The sequence below is a fragment of the Planktothrix mougeotii LEGE 06226 genome, assembly GCF_015207485.1.
In the GTDB taxonomy this organism is placed as follows: domain Bacteria; phylum Cyanobacteriota; class Cyanobacteriia; order Cyanobacteriales; family Microcoleaceae; genus Planktothrix.
In genome coordinates, this window is the sequence record NZ_JADEWU010000005.1 from 43,429 (window position 1) to 65,240 (window position 21,812).

The 21,812-nt window shown below is 38.7% G+C and carries 19 protein-coding genes and 1 CRISPR repeat array; of the genes, 11 read left to right on the forward strand and 8 right to left on the reverse strand.

What is annotated here, in order from left to right:
- The first annotated feature begins 3 nt into the window (after positions 1–3).
- From IQ236_RS03740 to cas2, 7 genes are all read left to right on the forward strand, one after another.
- The gene (locus IQ236_RS03740; RefSeq protein ID WP_193868021.1) at positions 4–1,983 is read left to right on the forward strand and encodes an RAMP superfamily CRISPR-associated protein; all 1,980 of its coding nucleotides are present in this window, start codon (positions 4–6) and stop codon (positions 1,981–1,983) included.
- 62 nt (positions 1,984–2,045) lie between these two features.
- Positions 2,046–3,758 (forward strand): DUF3696 domain-containing protein, encoded by a 1,713-nt coding sequence (locus tag IQ236_RS03745; RefSeq protein WP_193868022.1) that lies wholly within the window; start codon positions 2,046–2,048, stop codon positions 3,756–3,758.
- Positions 3,748–4,773 (forward strand): hypothetical protein, encoded by a 1,026-nt coding sequence (locus IQ236_RS03750; RefSeq protein ID WP_193868023.1) that lies wholly within the window; start codon positions 3,748–3,750, stop codon positions 4,771–4,773. The genes IQ236_RS03745 and IQ236_RS03750 overlap by 11 nt, the downstream gene beginning before the upstream one ends.
- 38 nt (positions 4,774–4,811) lie before the next feature.
- On the forward strand, positions 4,812–6,284 hold the full coding sequence (locus tag IQ236_RS03755) for a hypothetical protein (RefSeq protein ID WP_193868024.1): 1,473 nt from the start codon (positions 4,812–4,814) through the stop codon (positions 6,282–6,284).
- A 177-nt stretch (positions 6,285–6,461) separates the two neighbouring features.
- Entirely contained in the window at positions 6,462–6,743 is a 282-nt protein-coding gene (gene csx18 / locus IQ236_RS03760; RefSeq protein WP_193868025.1) for a CRISPR-associated protein Csx18, read from the forward strand.
- Between the two features lie 3 nt (positions 6,744–6,746).
- Positions 6,747–7,739 (forward strand): CRISPR-associated endonuclease Cas1, encoded by a 993-nt coding sequence (cas1, locus tag IQ236_RS03765; protein ID WP_193868026.1) that lies wholly within the window; start codon positions 6,747–6,749, stop codon positions 7,737–7,739.
- Positions 7,739–8,020 carry a CRISPR-associated endonuclease Cas2 gene (gene cas2 / locus IQ236_RS03770; RefSeq protein WP_193868027.1) on the forward strand — a complete coding sequence of 94 codons (282 nt, stop codon included), beginning with the start codon at positions 7,739–7,741 and terminating at the stop codon, positions 8,018–8,020. The genes cas1 and cas2 overlap by 1 nt, the downstream gene beginning before the upstream one ends.
- Positions 8,021–8,345: 325 nt before the next feature.
- Positions 8,346–10,115: a CRISPR direct-repeat array (repeat unit 36 nt; unit sequence TTCCCTACTCGTTAGGGAAATTAATTGATTGGAAAC).
- Positions 10,116–10,210: 95 nt separating this feature from the next.
- Here the strand turns inward: cas2 and IQ236_RS03775 are convergent.
- The 3 genes from IQ236_RS03775 to IQ236_RS03785 form a co-directional block, all read right to left on the reverse strand.
- Positions 10,211–11,317 carry a M23 family metallopeptidase gene (locus IQ236_RS03775; RefSeq protein ID WP_193868028.1) on the reverse strand — a complete coding sequence of 369 codons (1,107 nt, stop codon included), beginning with the start codon at positions 11,315–11,317 and terminating at the stop codon, positions 10,211–10,213.
- A gap of 270 nt (positions 11,318–11,587) precedes the next feature.
- Complete coding sequence (locus IQ236_RS03780) at positions 11,588–12,235, reverse strand: hypothetical protein (protein ID WP_193868029.1); 648 nt, start codon at positions 12,233–12,235, stop codon at positions 11,588–11,590.
- Positions 12,236–12,355: 120 nt separating this feature from the next.
- Positions 12,356–13,834, reverse strand: a complete 1,479-nt coding sequence (locus IQ236_RS03785; RefSeq protein WP_193868030.1) for a BCD family MFS transporter — start codon at positions 13,832–13,834, stop codon at positions 12,356–12,358.
- A 145-nt stretch (positions 13,835–13,979) separates the two neighbouring features.
- Here IQ236_RS03785 and IQ236_RS03790 point away from each other — a divergent pair, with 145 nt between their 5' ends.
- Both IQ236_RS03790 and IQ236_RS03795 read left to right on the forward strand, forming a co-directional pair.
- Positions 13,980–14,585 carry an alpha/beta fold hydrolase gene (locus tag IQ236_RS03790; RefSeq protein WP_193868031.1) on the forward strand — a complete coding sequence of 202 codons (606 nt, stop codon included), beginning with the start codon at positions 13,980–13,982 and terminating at the stop codon, positions 14,583–14,585.
- A 122-nt stretch (positions 14,586–14,707) separates the two neighbouring features.
- Positions 14,708–15,265 (forward strand): cyclic nucleotide-binding domain-containing protein, encoded by a 558-nt coding sequence (locus IQ236_RS03795; protein WP_193868032.1) that lies wholly within the window; start codon positions 14,708–14,710, stop codon positions 15,263–15,265.
- Positions 15,266–15,291: 26 nt separating this feature from the next.
- Here the strand turns inward: IQ236_RS03795 and IQ236_RS03800 are convergent, their stop codons facing one another.
- The 5 genes from IQ236_RS03800 to IQ236_RS03820 form a co-directional block, all read right to left on the reverse strand.
- Entirely contained in the window at positions 15,292–15,732 is a 441-nt protein-coding gene (locus tag IQ236_RS03800) for a hypothetical protein (RefSeq protein WP_407676137.1), read from the reverse strand.
- A gap of 67 nt (positions 15,733–15,799) precedes the next feature.
- Entirely contained in the window at positions 15,800–16,000 is a 201-nt protein-coding gene (locus IQ236_RS03805) for a hypothetical protein (protein ID WP_193868033.1), read from the reverse strand.
- Positions 16,001–16,363: 363 nt separating this feature from the next.
- Positions 16,364–18,160 (reverse strand): ABC transporter ATP-binding protein, encoded by a 1,797-nt coding sequence (locus IQ236_RS03810; protein ID WP_193868107.1) that lies wholly within the window; start codon positions 18,158–18,160, stop codon positions 16,364–16,366.
- Between the two features lie 148 nt (positions 18,161–18,308).
- Positions 18,309–19,952: a DUF6930 domain-containing protein gene (locus tag IQ236_RS03815; RefSeq protein WP_193868034.1), complete on the reverse strand. Its 1,644-nt coding sequence runs from the start codon at positions 19,950–19,952 to the stop codon at positions 18,309–18,311.
- 164 nt (positions 19,953–20,116) lie between these two features.
- The gene (locus tag IQ236_RS03820; protein WP_193868035.1) at positions 20,117–20,272 is read right to left on the reverse strand and encodes a hypothetical protein; all 156 of its coding nucleotides are present in this window, start codon (positions 20,270–20,272) and stop codon (positions 20,117–20,119) included.
- Positions 20,273–20,738: 466 nt separating this feature from the next.
- On the opposite strand from IQ236_RS03820, the gene IQ236_RS03825 reads away from it, so the two are divergent.
- Together IQ236_RS03825 and IQ236_RS03830 are read left to right on the forward strand one after the other, a co-directional pair.
- Positions 20,739–21,095, forward strand: coding sequence for a HesB/IscA family protein (locus tag IQ236_RS03825; RefSeq protein ID WP_072719424.1), 357 nt, complete (start codon positions 20,739–20,741; stop codon positions 21,093–21,095).
- A 282-nt stretch (positions 21,096–21,377) separates the two neighbouring features.
- Positions 21,378–21,797, forward strand: a complete 420-nt coding sequence (locus IQ236_RS03830; RefSeq protein ID WP_193868036.1) for a tetratricopeptide repeat protein — start codon at positions 21,378–21,380, stop codon at positions 21,795–21,797.
- Positions 21,798–21,812: the final 15 nt, after the last annotated feature.

Below are 21,812 nucleotides of genomic sequence, written 5' to 3' on the forward strand. Positions count from 1 at the left end.
ATTATGGCTTTTGATCGACCCAGAAGACCAGGACAAACCCCACCAGCGACCTCTCGCCCTAACCAAGCAGTTCAACGTAATACGTCTCGACCAACTCCTCCAAATTCTAATCGTTCATCAGGTGGTGATGGGGGTCGCAGAGGAGGAGGAAGCAATGGCGGTGGCGGTGGCGGCGGCAATCAACCTAATCTCCCGTCCCCTTGGTTAGATTCTGACAATGAACCTTCGCCAGATAAAACGGCCAGTTTTGTTGAATATTTGCGTTGGATGCGTTCCCCTGATAGTGGCTATAAAGACGCGACAAAAGTTCAAATTTTACAAATGGCGGAGGAAAACGCTAACTATCAACAACGTCTGGAACAATTAACAGACCGAACTCAATTAATTGCCGGAAAAGAAAACTGTTTTAAAGTCAAATGTCCTTGGCGAATTCGAGTCGGAGGACATCGGGGGCCAGAAAGTATTTTACTTCCTGCTTTTGATGCCTTGGGAATGCCTTATATCCCGTCTTCTAGTTTGCGAGGTGTGGCAAGAAATCAAGCTATTCGGGAAATCATGTCTAAGGAAAAAGTAGACTGGAAAGAAGCCGAGAAACAGATTGCCCCTTGGTTTGGTTCTCTTGAGGAAGAAGAGAAAGATCGCTCTGGAAAAGTGATATTTTTAGATGCCTATCCTCTTCCTAAACAAGATGGGTTAACCGTTGATATGGCTAATAATATTTGGAAATGGGAGGGAAATGATTTCAAGTATAACCCTAATCCTAATCCATTTTTATCTTTAAAAGAACCGATGTTTTTAATGGGTTTACGGTTAGCTATTGGATGTACTGATATTGAAGTTTTAAACCAAGTTAAGAAATGGTTAATTAAAGGACTACAAGCCGGAATTGGTTCTCAAGTGAATACGGGTTATGGAGAACTGATGAAAGCGGGAGAAGGACGACCGAAAGAGGAGTTTTTCAGCTTAGATTTTACCCTACAAGGTCAACTCATTCATGGGCGACAAAAGTTTACTCAATGGAACTGGAATGATAACCGTCAAGAATGGCAAATGCGAGGTCAAGCAGAAGCAGAGGTGCGTCCTGTTGCGTTTAAATCCATGTTGAGATATTGGTTTAGAACTTTAGCATTAGGTGTTTTACCGATAGGAGAGGTTTCGACTTGGGAAAATAAGTTATTTGGAGGGATTAATCCTCAACGGGAATGGGGTTGGGTTAAAGTTGAAATTTTAGAAGGAAAAGTGACTCAAAAAGAACCTAAACCTAATTATCAAGGTAAAAATGATCCTTGCGGAGAACAGGAAGGAACCTTAACCCTTTCCTATGGAGTCGGTTGTCCAACTGATCCTAAAACTCGACAAGCCATCAATACATTAATGAAGAATTTAACTTGGTTAATGTTTCATTTAGGAGGGATTGGACAGGGAGCAAGACGACCGTGCTATTCTCGTCAAACCCGTGAACGTGCCCCTTGGTGGAGAGGCTCAACGTTAATTCCTAATGATGATGATTCCTTCTGGGAATTACCTGATAATGTTCTAGCGTTTAAAGAGAAATGTGTCACTCATTTACAAAAAATTTATCAAGCCATTTCTCAACTGTTTAATATTCCTAATCTTCGTCCGATTAATAATCCCATTAATCTAGGACAAGTGCGTCAAGATAACTGGAAAGAAGCCATTGATGCTAACTGTCGGATTATTGTTTGTGCTGGGAAGTCTCAACAGGAGAAACCTTATGCTTTAGGAGTGTTACATAGTCCTGATTTTAAAATTACTAAAGGTCAATACAAGGATTATGACGGTAATTTATGTGGTCAAGTTAGCCGAGGGGTTAAACCTTCTCCTGTTTGGATTGCAGATCTAGGAGATTATCAAGTTGTAACAATATTTGGAGCGACAGAAAATCCTCGACAGCGTTATATTCAGGAGTTGCGATCGCGCACTTCCAAGGATAACTTTGCTCAAATCTGGCCATTAAATTGATTTATACTTTTAGTAGCTAGTTTTAAAAAAGCTAACTACTAATTTTTTCCATTGGATTAACTATGTTAACAGAATACCAATTAACCAATTTTAAAGCGTTTTCTAAAACGAAACCGATTCCGATCCGGCCGATCACGTTGATTTATGGCCCTAATTCTTCTGGTAAAAGTTCTATTATTCAGTCTTTACTGTTACTGAAACAAACCTTACAACAGGCAGAAAGCCCTAATATTATCCTAATCCCTAAAGGAAATTTAGTTGATTTAGGCAGTTATCGAGACTTTGTATATTGCCATGATGTTAGTCAACCTTTTTCAATCCAAGCAACGTTACCGTTTCAGCCGAAAAAATTATTAGAAAAAGGTTGGGCTTTAGAACAGCTACAAGATACTACAGAACTGAAAATTAGAATTAACTTTGCTTATGATGCAGAACAATCACAAATTGTTTTTGATTCAGTTTTGTTATTTATTAATCACCCAACTATTCCTTTAATTTCTTATAAATGCCTAGAGGGAGATCCTAAGTTTTTAGTTTTAGATCAATTTAACCCAGAACATCCTCTGTGGCAAGGTTGGTGGAAAGAAGCAAAAAATAAAATTCCCAAAAACTTTAGAAACAAGGTCAAATCAATTCTTAAAGAATTAGGCTTTAATGAGGCTAAAAGAAATAATGCTGCTAAAAATCTAGTAATTGTAGAGAACAAAATTAAAGAACTAGAAGTTGAAATAAAAACCATTTTAGATCAGATAGAATTAGCTAAATCTAACTCAGATAATAATCTAGTTTCTAGCTTAAAACAAGAGTTATCTTCTCTCAATTATAAATTAGACGAATTCAACGCTATTAAAATTTTATCTCATCGCTTTGATAATTATAATATTAAAGAGGGAATAGAGGATTTATTTCTAGTCCAATCCTATTTATTTGGAGTTGAAAATCGAAATTTTTTACCCTATAGTTTATATAAAGAGGAAAAAGCAGATGATCAAAATTTTCAGCTAAATTATCTATCCGAAGTTTATTCAAAGTTAGATTCTAAGGATTGGATATCAGATTTAACAAAAATTATCGATCCTGTGTTTCGAGGATGGATGGAAAAGATTGTTTATATTGAGCCATTAAGAGATTATCCAGAACGATTTTATATCTTTAGTGATTATTCGGGAAGCCAAGTTGGAAAAGAGGGTTCCCAAATTTCTAATTTATTATTCAATAACCCTCAATTGATTGAGCGTATTAATCAACAATTCAAAAATTTTAAATTAGGTTATGAAGCAAAAATTGTTAAGTTTATAGATGAAGAGGATTCAACAGGAAGCAATCTTTTTGCTATTCGTCTTTATGATGAATTTACCAAGGTTAACGTCAGTATTTTAGATGTTGGTTTTGGGATTAGTCAAGTTTTACCGATTCTTGTTCAATGTATGTTTTCTCATCAAAAAACAATTTTAATTGAACAGCCAGAAGTCCATATTCATCCTCGGCTACAAACTGAAATAGGTTCACTTTTCGCCGAATGTATTAAGCTTCCCTATGAGAATCGATTTATTATTGAAACTCATAGTGAGCATTTAATTCTTAGGCTTCAAAAATTGATTCGTAAAGGAGAGTTAAAACCTGATGATATAGCCGTGATTTATGTTGATCGTTCTTCGGAAGGGTCTAACTGTTTAGAGTTAAGACTTGATGAAGATGGTGACTTTATTGATGAATGGCCACATGGATTTTTTGAAGAAGATTTTCAGGAGATTTTTGAAAATTATGCTTTATAGAACAGTAATTTCACCTTCAGTCTTTAACATTACAGAAAGTAATTCTTCTCAGTATAGGTTCGTTATAAGTTTACTTAAAGACTTAGACAAAAATGGGTTGATTTTAGTAGATAAAAATGATAGAAATGAAGTTTTGTTTCCTCAAATTCTACAATATGTAGAAAACTGGGATACAAGATTTAAAATTCCTGCAAAAAAATTAATAAAGAAATTACGAGAAAATAACCGTATCATTAAAATCAGTGATTTTTCTCAAGTTCATAATACTCCTATTACTTGTGGATATATAGTTGATCAAATTGCGTTAAAATTTAGTCCTGATGCCATTTTCTCAACACAAAATTGTTGTATTAATAATAAAATTAATCAAATTGATATTATGGATTATGTTATATCTGGATTTGATGATAAAATTCAATCTTATGATTTTAGCCTTAATCAAGGACAATGGACTAAGGAAATATTTGAAAATGAAGTCTTGATTTCATTATTCAAAGATGCTAAATACATTAAACTTTATAATCGCTATATTGGAAGAACAATCTTGACAAAGAATAGAGGATATAGAAATACTTTAAACTGGATTCTTGATGTATTTATTAGAGAGTCGAATTTTCTGAAGCCAGGTGTAAGCAATCGAGTAATATTTGAAATCTATACAGGGATACAAGTTGGTGGCAAACAAGGTTTATCAACATCAGATTTATATTCTGCTATTACGGCTATTAGAGAGTTAGAAAAACAACTCTATAGAAAATTGACTTTACAAAAAAGCAATGCAGATGTTAAAATTTATATCAAAAAAGAAAACGATTGCGATAACCCTAAAACATTTCCTCATGCTCGTTATTTATTTACTGATCAAATCGGTTTGTGTATAGATAGAGGCTTTGATCTTTTATATTCGCCAGATCAGAATTCTATTCCTTCTTTAATTAAGGATCTTCATATTTCTTATCATTCAGATAAATCTAAAATCGCAAGAGAAGTAAATCAGCTTGAAGATTTACTGTAATTAAATTTTTGTAAAAATAATCTGAGGATTTAATTTTTATGTCTCAACAATCAATTTTAGTTGCAACGATTGGAACCCGTGATTTAAGCTTCCAAATTACTTCGGGAAAATGGTATAACGTGGGTGATGACCGCATCCAAAATGGCGCAATTATTGGAGAACAGGCAGAAGTTTTATCTGATTTAGGATTTGCTGAGAAAAGCTATCGAGATTTGACCCAGTATTTGTTAGAAAATATTGACCAGTACCGAGAACGGGTTAAACCGATTATTTTTGGTAAAGTCTTTTTAGAACAAGGTCGAACAATCTCTAAAGTTTATTTAATTGCTACCAATCAACAGGAAGGAATTCGAGAACGAGAGAAAGATACTATTTATTCGGCTCAAATTATTAAAGCTTGGTTAATGGATAATTTTAAACATTTAAACAATGAAAAAATAACAATTATTCCATTAGGAGAAGATGGAACTAACCCTTCTAACTTTGAAGAAATGTTTCGCTGGTGGTCACGGGTCTGGCGAAATCAAATTCGGGTGAAAAAACAGTTGGTTTGGGTGTGTTTAAAGGGAGGAGTGGGTCAAGCATCGGAAGCAGCTAGGGTTTCGGGTTTAAGTTTATATGGCGATCGCATTCAATTTTATGAGTTTAAAGCAAATGCCGTCAACAACTATCAAGGAATTCCTTCTGATTATACTGGTCCGTTTTTAGGAACGAATTATCTTTGGGATAGAATTCAACAACAATGCTTAAAGTTATTAGAACGATTTGACTATGATGAAGTGTCTGATTTATTAGAGCCTTATTTTGAACAAGATCCTGAAAATTTTGGTAGTCTCCGCAATTTAGTTCAAGCGGGTATTCAATGGAATCAAGGTAATTTTCAAGATTTTTTCAGACGCTCTGAAAGTATTTTAAATCCTCCTCAACAAGATCAAGGACACTCCTGGTGGTGGATGGGATATGAACAAGCAATGTTAGGTGTGGTGAGATTTAAGCAACAAAATACTGTTGAAGCAATGCTACACAGTTACCGAGCAATTGAGGGTACAATTTATTTATGGGCTATTCAGACTTTCCCGACTTTTGTTCAAAATCGAGAGGGTGAATATCTGAAAATTTCATCCTCAATCACTGAACGATATCCTCAAATACTTAAAGGGAAATACTTTCAATCTTCAGATTCAGAAGAATTAAAAGGTTGGTTTTTAGAAGATTTTATCAAAGCTGTTCTCCCAAGTACATCGAATAGCCAAGATTTTATAACTTTCTGGTCTTCAGCAAAAAAAATGAGAAATCAGCTATCTCATCGGTTAGGAGGATTAACAGAAGATGAACTTTTTAAAGGTTGGAAGGTTGACCTACAGATGGATTGTGAAAAGAGTTGGAAAAACCGAATTTTAAATTGTTTAAACACTTTGACTAGCCAGTCTTTTACGTCCTTAGAAGGAGCAAGTTTATTCATCAGAGTTCATCATTATCTTATCAATAAAATTAAGCAATATGAACCCTAAACTGTAATTAATTTGGTTTGAGGTAATCTTTGATAATTAATCTGTATTTTCACTGATGCAGTTTAACTTAAATTGTGTATTACAGATAATTTCAAACTTTCATGTAACTTTGCGTAATCTATAATTCAAGCTTTGTTGAATCCATTAGAACATTAAAAAACTCTTAAGGATTGCATCATGTATATTTCTAGTCGTGCCATTGTTGTTCGGAATTTTGCGATCGCTATTGTCAACGGAACCGTTACCTTAATTATTTTATTGATTGCGCCTTTGGGATTAATGGCTGTCATTAGTAATACGTTTTTAGTCACTGTTGCTACTTTCTTTACGGCTACTATCGCCGATGGAATTATTCGATTTCTCCAACCTTCTCGCTCTATGGGGGAATTTCCTTTACATCAGGATACTCCCTATTCTTCTGAATTAGAGTCTCGTTCATCCCATGAAATTGATCGCTAAATTATGTTAACATTGTATGTGTCTCAACAGGGATGTTATCTCACTTTAAAAGCTGAAAGTTTGTTAATCAAAAAGGGGAAGGAAGTCTTAGCAGAAGCTCAAATTCCCTTGCTGGAACAAGTGTTAATTTTTGGAAAATCTCAAGTGACGACTCAAGCGATTCGAGCTTGTTTATTTCGTAATGTTCCGATAGCTTATTTATCTCGGATGGGATATTGTTATGGTCGAATTTTACCGGTTGAACGGGGATATCGCCATCTATCTCGCTATCAACAACAACTGACTAGAGTAGACCGTTTAATTGTGGCTCGTCGCATTGTACAAGCTAAACTGAAAAATAGTCGAGTGATTCTGCAACGCCAAGCTCGTCGTCAATCTTCTGAGGCGATTACTTTTGCAATTCAAAGTTTAAATCATTTGATGGAAAAGGTAATAGAAGCAGAAAGTTGGGAACGATTAATGGGGTTAGAAGGGGCGGCGGCTTCTCAATATTTTTCGGCTTTGGGTGACTGTTTAACGAATCCTAAGTTTGTGTTTACGGTGCGTTCCCGCCGTCCTCCCGGAAATCCGGTGAATGCTTTATTGAGTTTTGGTTATCAACTGCTTTGGAATCATCTTTTAAGTTTAATTGAACTTCAGGGACTTGACCCTTATTTTGGGTGTTTACATCAAGGAACAGAACGTCATGCGGCTTTGGCTTCCGATTTAATTGAGGAGTTTAGAGCCCCCATTGTGGATTCGTTGGTGATGTATTTAATTAATCGCAATATGATTAATTCAGATACGGATTTTATTTACCATGATGGCGGTTGTTTTCTGAATGATTCGGGTCGAGTTAAATTCTTAAAGGCGTTTCTGCAACGGATGGAGGAAAAGTTAACGACCGCCGCCGGAGAAAATCAACCTCGATGGGATACTTTGAATCAACAAGTTAAGGCTTTTAAGCAGTTTGTTTATAACCCCATTGAAGGATATACACCCTATGAGTTGCGCTGATGTTATTTTATATTGTTGCCTATGATATTCCCTGTGATAAACGTCGTCGCAAAGTGGCTAATTTATTAGAGGGATATGGAAAGCGGGTTCAATATTCGGTGTTTGAGTGTGTGTTGGCTGAATCGAAATATCTTGAGTTACAGAAACGCTTAAAGAAACAAGTGAATCTGGCGGAAGATAATCTGCGGTTTTATCCTCTTTCTCGCCATACCTGGGGAAGTGTGGAAACTTGGGGTCAGGGGCCAAAGATTACGGAGTATCCGAGTTCGTTGATTGTTTAAGGAGGTTGGGGAGGTTTAGGGAAGCTTGATGAGCCTCGCAATTCCTCTGGGTAAGGGTTTCGTTGTTTTGCTAGGAAATGGAAGGAGGGATTTGGTTGGCTGGGATGAGGGAGCTTAGAAGGGATAATCAACGGAATCATGGGCTCGCGAGGCTCAGACAAAATGGCTGTAATACTGATTCTCTCATTGGGAGCCTCGATATTGCTCTGGATAAGGCTTTTGGCGATTTTGGCAATAGGCAAAATGTGGTTTCAGCCAACGGTTTTCCTGAGCCTCGAAAACCCCCCCTAGACAGCCGATGGTGTCTGGGTTTAAAATAGGAGGATTCCCTACTCGTTAGGGAAATTAATTGATTGGAAACATCTCTTAACATTAAAGCTATTAAAACAGCTGCAATAATTCCCTACTCGTTAGGGAAATTAATTGATTGGAAACTTAATGGCAAACGAACAATATTTCTTATCCAGCAGCAGGTTTCCCTACTCGTTAGGGAAATTAATTGATTGGAAACCAACAACAACCCAAGGTTCATTCATATAAACTCCGTTATTGAATTCCCTACTCGTTAGGGAAATTAATTGATTGGAAACACGTCGGTCCATCACACGCAGAGCAGCCTTTTGATAAGGCTTTTCCCTACTCGTTAGGGAAATTAATTGATTGGAAACTTACGTACTAAAGGGTGGAATGTAACATTTATCCCATTTGATTCCCTACTCGTTAGGGAAATTAATTGATTGGAAACCGGAATTGATAAGGAAGTTCAGCCCCTGCTTGTTCATTCCCTACTCGTTAGGGAAATTAATTGATTGGAAACATCAACCCAATCAGGGTTGCACATATCTTCAGGTTCGAGTTGAACTTCCCTACTCGTTAGGGAAATTAATTGATTGGAAACCATGCTTGTTTAGGAGTGATATCCACTTTAATAAACTTCATTATTCCCTACTCGTTAGGGAAATTAATTGATTGGAAACTGGTCTGCATATATACAGCCACCATTTCTAGTAGCCATATTTCCCTACTCGTTAGGGAAATTAATTGATTGGAAACATCCATACCAGGTTCACGCCACACACCAGTCACACATTTCTGCATTCCCTACTCGTTAGGGAAATTAATTGATTGGAAACCTTGCTGATAGAGATCATCAACTGAACGATATTCAAGCTCAGACCTGTTCCCTACTCGTTAGGGAAATTAATTGATTGGAAACAAGAGGAAGAAGAACCCAGAAGGGAGCCCAGAGGTTTCCCTACTCGTTAGGGAAATTAATTGATTGGAAACTAGCCACTTCTTTCTTGACTTCAGGAGCAGCCTCCATTTCCCTACTCGTTAGGGAAATTAATTGATTGGAAACTTGTTAATAATTTACTCATTCAAGCCTCCACAATTTTCCCTACTCGTTAGGGAAATTAATTGATTGGAAACAAATATAGAGAGGAACATCCACAAAGTCATTCTGATATTCCCTACTCGTTAGGGAAATTAATTGATTGGAAACTGGAAGAAGTTAAGCTTTTCATAATCGGGTCTCCTTTCCCTACTCGTTAGGGAAATTAATTGATTGGAAACTCTTTATCAAATATAATCTTATGTTCTTCTCCATCAGCACTTTCCCTACTCGTTAGGGAAATTAATTGATTGGAAACAATTTGAATTAGAAAGAGTTAAGGGTATTAAAGTAATAAATTTCCCTACTCGTTAGGGAAATTAATTGATTGGAAACCCAGCACTAGGATCATCAACAATAACAGTTACAAGGTATTCCCTACTCGTTAGGGAAATTAATTGATTGGAAACAAGGAATGAGAACTTTGATTGAATTACTAGACTCTATTCCCTACTCGTTAGGGAAATTAATTGATTGGAAACTTAATGAATATGCATAAAGCAACATTTGTATTCCTCGGCATTCCCTACTCGTTAGGGAAATTAATTGATTGGAAACCCTGCTCAATAGCAACAATCAGATTATGGCCTTGCCATTCCCTACTCGTTAGGGAAATTAATTGATTGGAAACAATGGGTTTCCCACTACTCCGCTCAGAGAGTTTATCTCCCCACTCGCTGGGGAAATTAATTGATTGGAAACAGGTTTGGGAAGCGATCGCGATATTCCGACCACTTCCCAGATCTCTCTACTTGCTAGGGAAATTCTATAAAATCCTAGTTTAAATGCACAATAGCTTATTGCAATTGCAGTTGTCGTTGAACTTTAACTAAAATGCGATCGCCTCTAATTAATTGATATTCCGCCTTCCAATTTCCGGGGGTTAAAGGGGATTGAGGATTATTCTTTTTCCCCACATAACCAATCCAAGTTTTACTCGATTCATTCACAAAACTTTCATTATTAACAACTTTTATTCCCTGGGAATCATAAACATTAAAAATCATTTTATCTCCCGTTAATACCCCGTAAACTTGTACCCAAAATAACAATGCTGGACTATCTTGGAGTAAAATAGTTTCATTAAATTTACCCTGCCATAATTCATCCATTGTGGGGGGTTGGGTTGAAAATCCAGCCCGAATTAACCCCGTTGGAATATAGGCTAAAGATTGTTCCCAAATGGGGTTACGAGTGACGTTACATCCGGCCGTTGCTCCTGGCCCCACAAAGGGATCAATCACTTCCCCGTTATAACGAATGGTGAGATGAACATGGGGAAAGGAGGCTAACCCAGAAGCGCCAACCGATCCTAAAATTGTCCCTTTCTCAACCGTATCCCCCGGTTTAACCCGCAGGCTTCCCTGTCGCAAATGACAATATTGAGTTTCCCACCCCGCACCATTGGGCACAGAGCGATGGTCAATAACAACCCCATTGCCACATTCTGTCCCTTCTACGGCGGTTTTATCCGCTTCCTGTGCAATGCGTTTGTCAACCACCCCATCCCGGACTCGTAACACTGTCCCCGCCGCCGACGCCACCACCGGAACCCCTCTGGCCATGGCTTGTTCGTCCGGTATGGCAAAATCTGTGCCTTGATGACCATCATAGGTTTGCCGTCCACAGCCAAAATCAACGGCCTTGGGACTCGGATCTCGATCAGGATATAACAAAATAAAGCAATCTTCACCCAATTGACAATCAATGGGTTGAGCAAAACGGGGGGTTTGGGGGGTTTGGGTGATCAGTTGTTGGGTCATCCCTTCAGCCATCGTCTGAGCCTGTTGCAGAGAAGACTCAGCCGTTTGTGTGACCTTCGGACTCCAACAACTGACTAAGACCATTAACCCCAAAGTCAGGAAGAATGCAACCCCGTATTTTTTAGCGCTTGAAAACCTCATATTTAACCCCGTAGTAAGCCCTTTAGGGCTATCTTTCCCGTAGTAAGCCCTTTAGGGCTATCTTTCCCGTAGTAAGCCCTTTAGGGCTATCTTTCCAAGATAAAAAGATAGAGGCGTGAACGCCTCACTACAATTTGTAGTCAGCCCTTCAGGGCTGTCTTTCCAAGATAAAAAGATAGAGGCGTGAACGCCTCACTACAATTTGTAGTCAGCCCTTTAGGGCTATCTTTCCAAGATAAAAAGATAGAGGCGTGAACGCCTCACTACAATTTAGCGGAAAAGAATATCCGATTGTAAGGTTAAATTCAGGTCTTCACTGGGACGAACTACGACAACATCGACTTTCCGACGTCCGACGAAGACTCCGGTAATGGCACCGAGTCCCGCACCGCCTAACACTTCTTCGGTGGCGATCGCATTATCGCCAACAATAGCACCAATCGCCGTCGCCGCTGCTGCTCCAATGGCTGCTCCCCCTAGAATAGACCGGGCTGAAGCTCCTTTGCGAATGGTTTCTGTGCGAGTCACCACTTGAGAATTAGCATCTAAGCGGAATCTTTGTCCAGCACTAATAATCACTTCATTGGCGACAAATTGAGAGCCCCCGGAAGCGGGTTTTAATTGTCCGACAATTTCAGCCCCGGCGGGAATCCAAACTCGTCCTTGGCTGGTGACAACATTTTGTGCTACCGTCATCGTTAAAGGAACGGTTTCATTGGGCATGACCACAATTTTTTCAGCTTCTGGATATTCGACTGAAATTACAGTTCCTGCTAAGATTCTATCCCGTTGTAAGGTATTGGGAAAGGATTGAGCCGTGGCTGGAATTCCGGGTAGTAAAGGGATAGCCACCGCCGTTGTTAAACCGAATGCTAGAAAAATTGATAATCCTGAACGCGAAAATTTAGAAATGAACATAAACACAACATCCTTATTTGTTCTTGAGATTGGGTTTAATCCTTATATAACCTAAAGTCGATAGAATTGCTGTATTGTTCCTGTGTTTATCAAGTTTGATTCTAAATTCCCCCGGCTCTACTAATCTAATTCCTGTTCTAATACATTAGCGATCGCTCGTTTTGTATTTTCGCTAAATTCTCGAACATTTACCCGATTTAATAAGATAATTGCCAGCATCATTCCGATGGCTTGAACTGTAAAAACCGTTCCATAAGCTAACACAGGAACCTGAAAGATCGCCCGTCCTAAATCTAAAACCGCACCGCCTAAAATTGTTGCTAATCCTCGCGCCAAAGCTTGAGCTAAACCCCAAGCTCCAATAAAAGTTCCAGCCGTTTCAGCTAAGGTTAAATCTAACATTAAATTAATCGCCCCAGCCGTTAGAATTCCTGAACATAAACCAAAGCCTAATAATGCTCCTTTTAAAAATCCTGGATTTGTGCTAAAACCTGCCAAAATAAAGAATATTAAACAAATTGCAACCCCAATACAACCGATTTTAACTGTATTTTTTTTACCGAGACGAGGAACCATTAAAAATCCCGTTGAAGCAATGCCAATTAAGGTTCCTGTTCCAAAAAACGCATTTAATTTTGTGGTTTCAGACACACACATTCCAAAGACTTCACCCCCATAGGGTTCTAAAACCGCATCCTGCATAAATAAGCTAATCGTCATTACTAACAAAAAGGTAAAAAATAATCCGGTTTGGGGACTAGCGGTTAAAATTTTAAGGGCACGATTTAAAGTAATTTGATCTTCGCGTTCCACAACAGTAGAGCGCAATTGGTAACGAGAAAACCGACGTTCAATACCAATGGTTGCTGTCACGGATAATCCGATAACCATTAACGGTATTATGATAAATAACGGCGTAACAGAGGCTTGTAATTCAGGTAAATTTGTGGTTGTTGCTATGGGGGTTTCAGTTAAAATAGCAGCCCCACACAGTTCAGGACGATGAAGAATTTTAGAACTAATAATCGCTCCAATCACAATTCCCACCATTAGCATTGACCAAACAATACTAATTAATTTAGAGCGATTATCTTCATCAGAAACATCAAATAAAAGGGCAGTAAAAGGGGTAGAACTTGCACTTAAAGCTAAACCATATCCGGCAAAAATTAAGGCTAATAAACCCGCCCATAAATAAGCGATTCCATTAAATCCATTAACTTGAATACTCGCCCCTAATTGCCAAACGATTTGTATTGCTAAAAATGAAGCACTGGTAAATAAAATTAACCCAATCCATACATAGCTACTGCGATGATATCCCCATAACGGTTTAGCATCAGACATCTGACCAAACCACACCCTAGCAGGGGCAACAAATTGGTGCATTGCGATCGCTCCTGCTGCAATTAACGCCGGAACTTTTAACTCGTCAATCATAATTCGGTTAATCACACCCAGGGTTAGTAAAGACATAATTCCTAACCCCATTTGATACAAACCTAACCGAAACATGGTAAATAGAGGAATGGGGGGCAAGGGTTTACCTTCTAGGGGATTAGAGGTTGAGGATTGCTCTGAGGAATCACCGATTTTCATGGGTTGTAAGTTAAGACAGCAAGAAGGAAAAACAACTCATTTTTAACAATTTTATTAAAATTTAGGCTGAGTTGCATTTTCTGATTATAATAGAAGAGCTACTGAATTTCAAGTTAAACCAAATTCAAACTCTTTTTGAGCAAAAATGACTAAAGTTTTATCAAATTTTATTCAAATTAAACAAGCTAAAATTCATATCTTAGAAGTAGGAAACTCTCAAAATCCATCGGTTTTATTCCTTCATGGGGCTAGTTTTAAAGCCGAGACTTGGCAAGAGATTGGAACCCTAGAATTGATGGCTCAAAACCAATATCATGCTATTGCTGTGGATCTCCCTGGATATGGCAAATCTCAATCCTTGAGCGGAAATCGAGTTGAGCTTTTATTAGAGATCATTGATCATCTGAACTTATCAAGGTGCGTGTTAGTCTCTCCTTCTATGAGTGGGAATTATAGCTTACCCTTTATCGCTCAACATTCAGACCGCTTAGGAGGATTTGTCGCTGTTGCTCCCGTGGGTATCCCTCAGATGGTAGAACATTTACCAGGAATTTCACTGCCAACCTTAGCGATTTGGGGAAGTAATGATAGAATTGTTCCATTGGATCACGCAAAGTTACTTCAACAATTCATGCCAAATGTAGAAATTGTGATTTTGGAACAAGCCGGTCATGCTTGTTACATGAAAGCAACTCCTAAGTTTCATGAACATCTCATGGAATTTGTGAACCGTATAAACTCTCATTCATAACATTTTATTTATCGGTTTTTTTAGAGTTTATTATTCTTCTATTTTGTAACCGGATAAAATTATATCCTCAAGGTTAAATTCAACATTTTTTTCTTAATGACTCCTAGGATGATGATTAAAAAATGACTCACAAAACAGAAAAAGCACTTTTTCTTTTAGGCGGACTCAGCGATGATGATCTCAGCTGGATTATCAATAAAGCAAAAATAGAAAAACTGCCCCCCGGCGAACGGTTAATTTATGAAGGACGCCCCATTAATGCCCTTTATTTTGTATTGAGTGGATTGTTAACGGTGGTGATAGGGTCGAAAGAAGATCGAGAATTAGCCCAAATTACGACAGGGGAAGTCGTTGGAGAAGTATCTTTTATCGATAGTCGCCCCCCTTTAGCAACGGTTAAAGCCTTAGAAACCACTCAAGTTTTAGCCATTTCTCGTTTTGATCTCAATAGCAAACTTCACCATGATTCTAAATTTGCTGCCCGATTTTATCATGGTTTATCCCTGTGTTTAGCCAGTCGGATGCGAGGCACAATTCGACGTTTAGGTTATGATGATCTGACAGAATATGAAATAGATGTACTAGAACCTGAAGAATTTAGTGAACAGACCAAAGAATTTTTAGTTTTAGCCCAAGCTAAATTTAATTGGTTAGTTCAAAATCTCCGAGCTAGGGAATAAAACATCAACTATTTTTAGAGTCGCAACTAGGGGTCATCCTGGGTTGAACTAATCCACTTCCAAAAGGGATGAGTTGGCCCCTGTTTCAGAATTTTAAAGACTTGCTGTTCTAAACGGTGTTGATAGGCGGGAGAAACGCCGAATAAAATGTTGCGACTATGCCAGACTAACGTTGCTGTTGTCATACCCATACACAACCCTAACCCCAAGGCAGCAAAACGATTATAAGCTAAACCATAGCGAACCGCCGACCAAGTAAAATGGTTTTGCCAAAGGGCAATTTCTCCGCGCAACGCCCACAGACTTAAAGGCGCTACGGTAATCCACAAAATTCCAATGACTAACCATCGGGTGTAAACCGTAAGTCGATGCAATTTTTGCACTTGAGCATTAAACGTTGAATCATCTGGCGAAGGGTTTAATCCCATTTCGGCCTCCTGCTTTTTAACCCCTATCTGCTGTGGCATGAGGACTGCCCTCATGGGTCAATTTTAGAACAGCTTTCACTTATAGCAGAAGAAATTTTTAACGAACTCATAATTGACCTAACTTTTTTTGAATCCAATCAATTCGAGAATTAAATTCTAGGGTTTCCATGAGCTTGCGGTTCTCATCAGTCATGGTATTTAAGCGTTGATGAATGTCAATTAATATTTGTTCTATTTTTTCAAGGCGCTGCCGTCTTTGTTGAGATTGGCGATAGAAAGGGGAAATTATTGGGCGTTCTTGCAGCATAATTCAAATAATTGACTTAAATTTAAGTTAGCTGAGATCAACAGGTTTGACAACTCAACATGGACAGTTTAAAAGCTGGCTCTTTTGGAAAAAACACAACTTGAAACTTTTTGTTAAAGGTTGACTCCTGAAGCCTAATTGAGAAAACCCTGGTTTCCCTAATAAGATAACAAAGGACAGAAAATTTAACTGTCCTAGGTAGAAAGATTGGAAAGGATATCACTAGATTGAAAAATTTTGAGAAATTTATCCTCTATCTCAAGATAGAATTTTTACTGAAGACAGATAAAAATAGGGGATTAGGGGTTAACAAGAGGTTGAAAACTTATTTTAATCTCAAGGATTGCCGTTTAAAGGTTTAGTTTATGACTCAAATTGTTGAGCATAAAATAAAGCATAACGTTCGCCTTTTTCTAATAGCTCTTGATGGGTTCCTGATTCCACAATTTGACCTTGTTCTAAGACTAAAATTCGAGTTGCACGTCTAACCGTTGCTAAACGATGAGCAATAATAAAAACAGTTCGGTCTTGCATTAATCGTTCTAAAGCTTCTTGAACTAACCCTTCTGATTCCGAATCTAAAGCTGATGTAGCTTCATCTAAAATTAAGATTCTGGGGTTTAATAAAACAGCCCTAGCAATGGCAATTCGTTGTCGTTGTCCCCCAGATAAATTCACCCCCCGTTCTCCAACCAGGGTTTGATAGCCATTCGGAAACTGCATAATAAACGAATCCGCATTGGCAATTTTTGCGGCTTCTTCGATATCTTTTAAGTCATAATAAGCTTGACCAAAGGCAATATTTTGAGCAATGGTTCCTGAAAATAAGGTAATATCTTGGGGAACAATCCCAATTTGTCGGCGCAGACTTTTTAAGGTGACATCTTGAATATCAATATCATCAATTTTAATGGTTCCTGACTGGCGATCATAAAATCGGGGTAATAAACTCACTAAGGTTGTTTTTCCGGCTCCCGACGGCCCCACTAATGCCACCATTTCCCCCGGTTTAACACATAAATTGAGATTCTGTAAAACGGGTTTATTGTGATCTTGACTTTGAGAAAAATCCGTTTTAGGATAAGTAAAATTAACGTTATAATATTCGACTTTTCCAGTTACATGAGGTAAAATAAAAGCATCGGGTTTTTCAAGAACCGTTGGCTGCACGGCTAACAGTTCAAAAATGCGATCGCAAGAAGCTTGACCTTGCTTAAAATCACTATAATTACTCGTAGTTAAAGAGATGGGATCAATTAATAACGCCACCGCCGCAATATAACTAATAAACCCACTTCCCGTTAAATTCCCTTGGGAGATTTGCCATCCTCCTAAAAAGAATAATAAAATGACACTCATAGCTTCTAAAAAGCCAACCACTACAAATTGTAAGGCTTTGACTTGTTCGGCTAAATATTTGGCTTTGCGATTTTGTTCGGCTTCTAAACTAAAGCGATTAATTTCATAGTCTTCCGCCGCAAAGGCTTGGACTAAGCGAATTCCTCCGAACACTTCTGTTAATAAGGCTGCTAAATTAGAAACTCGGTTTTGGCTATGGCGAGTAAAGGTTAATAATTTTTCCCCAAACCAACCAATTAACACCGCCATAAAGGGGGCAATAATTAACGTCGCCAGGGTTAATTGCCAATTGAGATAAATCATATATCCCAAAACTACAATTAACTGTAAAATACAAGGAATAAATTGGTGAAAAAACTTATTAATGACTTCGCCAATGCGGTCAATATCTTCCGTGAGGCGATAGGCGAGATCTCCGGTTTTTGCCGTTTCAAAATAGCCAATATTCAGCCGTTGTAAATGACGATAAACTTGTTTTCTTAATTCCAGAGAAATTGTTAAGGCAGCTTTTGCCATCAAGGTATCCTGACCATATTGTACCGTTCCCCGCACCAGGAAAACCACCGCCGCCACTCCCGCTAATTGAGCAATGGCGGAGATATTTCCTGCTCCAATATAACCTGCCATTTGCCCCGCTAACCACGCTAATAACGGCCAAAACACAGTAAAAGCAAGGGTACAAACTAATGCTTTAGCAATGGTTTGCCATTGGGTGCGAATATAAGGAATTAATTCCCGGTAGCTAGAAGGTTGTTTTTGTTTCAAGTTATTAGCATCAAAACGTCTTTTATAACCTACCATATTTTTACACAAAAACCGTAGGGTGCGTAAGTGAAACGCACGCACCATCAAAATTTTGAGCAGAGAAAATGGTGCGTGATTTGATATGAAATCTTTAAATGTTTGCTACACATCTCCCCCCTTTTTTAGGGAGGTTTGGGAGATATTTTTAAAACGGGGCTGGAATTAATTGTAATGGCCCTAAACCCAACTCTTGAGAAGGAATTGAACGAACTTCTAACAATGCCATCATATCCTTAAATTGAGGTTGACCCCGTGAAGCCCCGGTTAATCCCATGGCAATAATTAAACCACACCAACCTTTGGTTTTTTTACACCGTTGTTCCCATTTTTTGCGCGCTTCTTGATGAACGGGATCATCTTCGATAAACTCTCCAAATAAATGTAAATCTCCATCTTCCGTTTTCAAAATTCCTAAATCATAATTGCGTCCCGCCATGGGGTCTTCACCGGGATTAAAACAAATGCCTTCGAGCCCTCCCGCTTCTTGTAAACTGCGAATCAACAGTTCTGCTTTGGGTTTAGAGGTTTGAATAACAACCACTGGTAAACCATCTCCAACTTCAGGAATTTCCCCCTCAGCGGCTTGATGAAATTGGGTATTACTCCGTAAATATTTGGCAGTTTCCCAAGGAACAACACCTAAACTTAAAAACGATTTAGGAGGAACTAAATCATCGCGTAACCGAGGAACTTCGACCTCTAATTCTTCATCTTCTGATTCGTCATCAGAGGTCATTGCAGCTAATTCATCGGCAATATCAGGTAAGGTTTCCACCTTCACCGATACCTGTTTTTTCTCCCCATCGGGTAAATTAATCGGAATCCGATACCGACGGTTAAGACTGGGGAATTGATATCGAACTAATTTTTGAGTATTATCGCGTAAAAATCGATGTAGTGCTTCTAATGCCACTAAAACAACAGCCGCTTCTTCATCATACAAAATTGAACGTAATCCTTCTAAGGGATGGAGATTACCAAAATTGGGTTGAATTTCCGATAAAGGTAAGCTGGCGAGGTTAATAAAATCATCTTCATCTTCGTCTTCATCCAAATCATCTTCTCGATCAAAGGTGACAAATAAACAATCTTGAGTTAAAAAAGCTTCTTCTAAATTATCATAGGATTTATTTTTCACAACTCGCTCTCGAAACCGTTTTAACGAGTCCAAAGAACGATACATTAATACCCCATAATCCATCCCCAGTTTACCCAAGGTAGAGATATATAAGGTATCAATTCCAAAGAGATTCAATTCAATGGAAATAATTTGATGTTCTCCTAAGCGTTCCCAAGGCGCATCTTTCCAAATCTGATAAGCTTTTTCTGTAACAATTTCCGCATATTGCAGAGGGAGTTGAGGGGGGCGACTTTCCGCCACTTCTTGCAACCCCCGAAAAATTTCATCAATTAGAGGTAAATCCGGGACATATTCAATCACTATTTCTAAATCTTGCAGAACACCCCGCAGGAAAAATTGAATTTCGCGATCTTTAACGACTATTTTTTGAGGACGAGCCACAGGTGCGGGACTTTGGGGATGTTCCATTGCTCGTAATAACGTCCGTACAATTGCTTCTGGCCCCATATCCGTTGGAACCATATCCATTGCTCGCACCATCCCCTGAGAACCGTCCACCCAAATAATACATTCGCCCGGTGCTTCGGAGTCTGGATCAATACTGGGATTCGTATCCGTCGCCATGGGACGTCGATCCCCTTCCCACACACTGGGAATTTGGGGTAAATTTTGAAGCCGACGAAGGGTTGAGTGATTGAGACGTGCCATCAAATTAATCTTCTCGTTGGGTAGTTTCACCAGTTATGATGATGCCGCACAACCAATGGCTGAACCTGCCATATTGTAATGCAATGCTTTCTCCATCTTATAAGAAAAATCCCTGAAAACTCCGTCACTTTGGGGTAGGAGAGCCAAAATCTTACCCTCAGCCCTTACCAAGGACTACCAACCATCGTAAACCCAGACCAATAATAAGGATGGGAAAAATCTTGGTTGATGTTAGGTAACTGAAGCGGAGACTTTTCATCCACTTGTAGATAAGATCCTTGTAACGCCTCAAGTTCAATGTTGGCTTGACCTTGAATCATAGAAATTTGCGCCTGTCTTAAAAATTTAGGGTAGATGGTAGAGTTAATATCCCTACCGTCTTATTGTATGGGCGACGGGTTCGGAATCGGAGAGGTTTCCTATTTTTGAAATATTTTGTTGAAGCAATGGGATAATACTATCATTTTTTTGAATAAACTCAATAATGGCATTAACGTTTTTTACAGTAAAGTTGTCTAAAAGCTTATTAATTTTTCTTTTTAATCGGCTATCTAGCAGGGCTTCAGACATATAGAAGATTTTTATAAGTGATATTTACTATAATAACGATTCGAGAATTCAGCACAACTGATGAGGGAAAGTCTACAAACCGATTTATCCCTAATTAGAGATCCATTACCCGGCAACGGTGGTCTGCGATAAAATATTCAGTAATACAGAAACCGGATCAAAACGCCATTATTTTTTGATCAGTTTAAAACATTACAAAAGGAGTCAGGCCAACCCATGACACAAGCGACTCAAACCCCAACGCAAGGGGTTCAGATGACGGAATCAGCGATTAAGCAAGTTCAATTTCTGCGCGAAAAGCAAGGAAAAGATCTTTGTCTGCGCGTGGGAGTCCGCCAAGGCGGTTGTTCTGGAATGTCATATTTAATGGATTTTGCTGACCCTAGCACCATTCGCGAGGATGATGAAGTCTTTGATTATGAAGGGTTTCAGGTGGTTTGCGATCGCAAAAGTTTACTCTACATTTACGGCCTAGTCCTCGATTATACAGATGCTTTGATTGGGGGTGGGTTCCAGTTTACCAATCCTCAAGCGACTCAAACCTGTGGTTGTGGTAAATCCTTTGCGACATAACATTCTTTCAAAATTTTGTAGGGGCGGGGTCTTCCCGCCCATAACGAGTCAGGAATGAACCCGCATTTTTCGGGGTTGGGAGGTGAAGATTGAGAGGTTTGGGAGGAGAGGCGAAGATTGGGTGGGGAGACCCCACCCCTACGAGGGATGAATAATTGTCTCTTCCTGTCTACGCCCCATTCCCTGCTACAATTAAAGATTGGCAATTTGCGATAGGTGATAAATTAGGTAAAAACACCTAAATTTATAACCTATCGCTGTATTTTGAATGTAGAACGACTTATGGCAACTCCTGAAGAATTATTTAAGGACGGTTATGAACGCTATCAAGCGGGTGAAGATCCCGAAACACTAATTCCAGTGTTTAAAGAAATTTGTAATCAGGCTCCTAAAAATAGTAATGCTTGGACCAGTTTAGCGTGGTTATATTTGTTAGCCGATAAACCCAAATTAGCTTATAACGCAGCGAAATCAGCCGTTAAACTCAATCCCCATGATCCTCAAGCCAGAGTGAATTTAGCGACGGCGATGTTGGAGTTAGGGAAACCGGGGGTGCGTTCTCACGTTGAACTCGCCAGTCAACTGGTATTAGTTGATGCAGATTGGCAAAAGGAAATCGCTAAAAATTTTCAAGAGGGATTAACCCGTAAACCCGATTGGAAATCCTTAACAAAAGTTAAGAATTGGTTGTTTGAGGGTTAGGGAATATTTACCTAT